The 3,631-nt window shown below is 26.7% G+C and carries 1 protein-coding gene and 2 pseudogenes; all 3 read right to left on the bottom strand.

Annotation, left to right across the window (positions count from 1 at the left end; all coding sequences use genetic code 11):
- Positions 1-202 (bottom strand): annotated as a pseudogene (locus AJ932_RS10940) (hypothetical protein); the annotation flags it as partial.
- 294 nt (positions 203-496) lie between these two features.
- Positions 497-1,360, bottom strand: coding sequence for a hypothetical protein (locus AJ932_RS00625; RefSeq protein ID WP_052781601.1), 864 nt, complete (start codon positions 1,358-1,360; stop codon positions 497-499).
- Between the two features lie 12 nt (positions 1,361-1,372).
- Positions 1,373-3,631: pseudogene (locus AJ932_RS10720) on the bottom strand (hypothetical protein); the annotation flags it as partial.

Raw genomic sequence — 3,631 nt, 5'->3', positions numbered from 1 at the left:
GCACATAAAGGTTTAAGTGCTTCATCATACCAAATCACTTCTAGTTTTTCTTCTTTGATGATTCTTAGTGCTACTTCTTTTGTTAGATATTCTTTGATGTCTTTTCCATCGTATTTTTTTGTTCATAATTCATCTGCAACATTTTATCAATGGCTTCTTTTTCACTATCAAAAGAATACTCAAATTCAACACCTCCTCTTTCTCAAGAAAGGACTGCGCTTATTAAGGCACACTTTTAGCTATGAAATTAACCGCCAAAGGAACAAACCTTGCAGTCATACAATAAAATTAAAGCATGCAAATCTAAATACAACAACTATACACAAAAGCCGATTATAATTATTTTTATGTCAAAAATCCTATAAAATATATTTCTTTTACTTTTTATTGCTCATCTTTTCTAAATAAACTTTCTAAAATAAGTCAGTCTTCACGCCGATTTTTCATCCTGATTGATTGCATTAAAGTGAGCAAATTTAATTTATTTCAACTAAGTCTATTTTTGTTTAAAGTATTGCGCATATTCAAAGGGTCTTTCTTTTAGTTTAAAATAAAATTTATTATGAAATTGGGTTGTGGTATTTAAAGTTTTTTGAAGAGTTCCTAAAGAATATTCTAAAGCCCCATTATATATTATCTCTTCTTTTTGCAAATAACCCACAGCATATTCCAAAGGAGAGGTATTTGAGAAAAATAATTCAATAAGATTAAAATTTAAATGATTACTCGCTTCTATATAAAAAGAATGATTCTTATGTATTTTATAGGTAGCTAAATTAAAAAATAAATTATTTTTATCTTGATACAAACCTATATCATAAGCAATGATAAATTTTCTCAAACTCCATACAAGATAAGAATAAAATAAATCATCGCTAAAATCTACTACTTCATAGTCATTTTTTTGCACCATTTCATCTAGCATTGAAATTAGTTCAAATTTATTTAAATTTTTATTTTCGATATAGTAAAGTTTAATACCATGAACTTGATTAATTTCATTAATATAAGAAGTTAAAAATTCAATATTATCTTTATAAAGTTTTAAGAAATATTTTTTTAATTCTAAATTATCTATAATTTTATAGGGGTTATTTTTGAAGAAAAGTTCTTTAAGTCCTTCAAAGCAATTCTCACCAATATTAAAAGCTTTAAAAATGATATTTTTTTCTTTGATTATAATTTTACCTAAATAAATGCTTGTTTCAAATTTGAAATTTCTCTTAAGATTATATTCTTTTTTTAAGAATTCTTCATCAAGTCCTTTTATACTCATATCACTTTGCAAGCCCAAGTAAATAGTTTTATCTTCTCTTATATTGGAGATATAATCTTTAAGCGGTATTTTTATAGTTTTCATTATTTTCCTTGATTATAAACTTCTACCTATGAGGGTTTCTACATATCTTGGATCTCTTTCATTGGGCTGAATTTCATAAGCATCTTGTATAGCACCTATATTGCAACCTACTAAATAATTCTCACTAGGATCGCAAATTCTACTAAATTTATCAAAAATAATTTTCTCATTGATATAAGCTTTTTCAGAATAAAAAACATATCTGCCTAGAGCATCCATATTGTGATTATAATATTTTTCTATATAAAAATGCCTACATTCGTGAAAAACCGTTTTTGCAAATTCTTTAAAATAAGCTTTTAAAATGTATTGATTTAATCTGACCTTATTTTCTTCATAAGCTCCAAATGATAAAGATCCGCTAGGCTTTTGGCTATAAAACACTACATTTTCTAAAGGTAAATTAAATTCTTTACAAAGAGTTTGAGTTAAAGCTTTTAGAAAATCTTTACATTCTTTAAGATCTCTGTTTTTGTTATTTAAAAGCTCTGTGTGGAATTGTTTAAAACTTTTACCATTCTTATACTCTAAAGGTAAAATTTTATTAATTATGGTGCTAATATATTTGCCATCTCTATCTTGAAGATAATTTCCTTTATCTTTTTCTGATATACTTGTTAAAAATTCCTTATTGATTAAATCAAATCTATAGTATATATAAGCGATTTTTCCGGCAAATTGAGGATAGGTTCTGAGATAGGTAAAAAAGTCTCTTTTTTCTTGATTTTTTAAATTTGCCCTTAAAAACCAATTTGCCTCTTCAACACTATCGATTGATTTTTGTCGGTTAAGATTATATACATTAAGGGCTTTTAGCTCCTCTCTTGTAAATAATTCTTTCACCCTATCATCTCTACCAGAGCCAACTTTAAAACTCATATCTATGATTTTATAAGCATCATTTAAATTAGGAAGTCTTTTAAATTTATTTTTATCTTCATAAGCAAAAACTAAAGCATAATATTTATCAAATTCTTCTTCATTAGCCCTTGTTAGAGGTAAACTAAAGCCTATTTTTTCAAATTCTTCATCTTTTTCCTCATCATCCATTTCCCAGCATTCATGAAAATATTTACTTTCGTCTTTTAAAAACTTTATATCTTTAAATTCTAAATGCTCTTTACCTTCTAAAATTCTTTGAAGTCTTGCTTCATTTTGAATTTGAGCTAAAGCCCAAACGATATTTACATCATCTTCTAAACCATCAACTTCGCATTCTACATAAGTCCCTGGTGCAAAATTTGCCTTTTCATCGATAATAATCCTTACACTTTTTTCAGCACTTACCACATCTTCATCTTCATCGAGTTCCCATTCTATTTCTTTTATGAAATTTACTTTAGATTTCTCTTGCTTAGGATACTCTACTCTTAAAGAAACAATTCCTTCCTTCTCATCTTGTATAAACTTAGCTTGCTTACTTAAATCCTCTAATAACTGTGCTTGTGCTATACCTATGCTACCATTACTGCCAAACTCTCCCTTTTCATTGATGCTATAAAGATATAGATTATCTTTTATTATGCTTTGCTCTTTTTTATCTTTTTTGCTTGTTTTGTTTTCTTTTTCATTACTTTCTTTTATTTTTACTTCTTTAAAAGTTTTAGAGCATTCTTTATCAGTATATAATCTTACGCAGTATCTTCCCCAGGTTTTTCCTATTTCAAAGGGATAATCTTTTAAAAAGCTAGGGTTAGTATCTTTAGCTATTTCATTGATTTTTAAATAATACTCCCCTTCAGGTAAAGTGCCAAATCTATCTTTAATACTTTCATCATCATAGTAAAAATAAGCCTTTCCACTTTTGCTTTTATCTTTTTCATCTTGGTAAAAATAATTTGCAATTTGCTTTTTACTTCTTTTTTCATTATCTGCCTTAGCAGTACCACTTCTTGCCATATAAGAATTAATTAATTCATTTCCTTTATAATGATAGAGATTAAATCCATCATAAACTAAATGATCTTTAGCTTTAAATTTAAGTATAAGTCCAACTTTGTGATGGGTATAATTATTAAATATTCTTTTAGCATTTTGTAAAGGAGTAGGAAAATAAGCTTCACTTTCATCAAGCTTTACTTTAAAGCTATAACAATCGCTAAAATACTTTTCTTTATCAAATCTTATTTTACCTTTTTCATCACTGCGTCTTTTTAGATTAACTACTCTTAAAGCTTCATCATGTTTAAAACCTTTGATAATGATTTTAGCATTAGCAATGGGTTTATTGTGTTCATCTTTTAAATATAAAGTGATAAAGCAAGGTTCTTT

This window comes from Campylobacter sp. BCW_6873 (genome assembly GCF_001762365.1).
Taxonomy (GTDB): Bacteria; Campylobacterota; Campylobacteria; order Campylobacterales; family Campylobacteraceae; genus Campylobacter_D; species Campylobacter_D jejuni.
The sequence above is the reverse complement of the archived record's forward strand: the minus strand, read 5'-3'. Positions and strand labels throughout refer to the sequence as shown.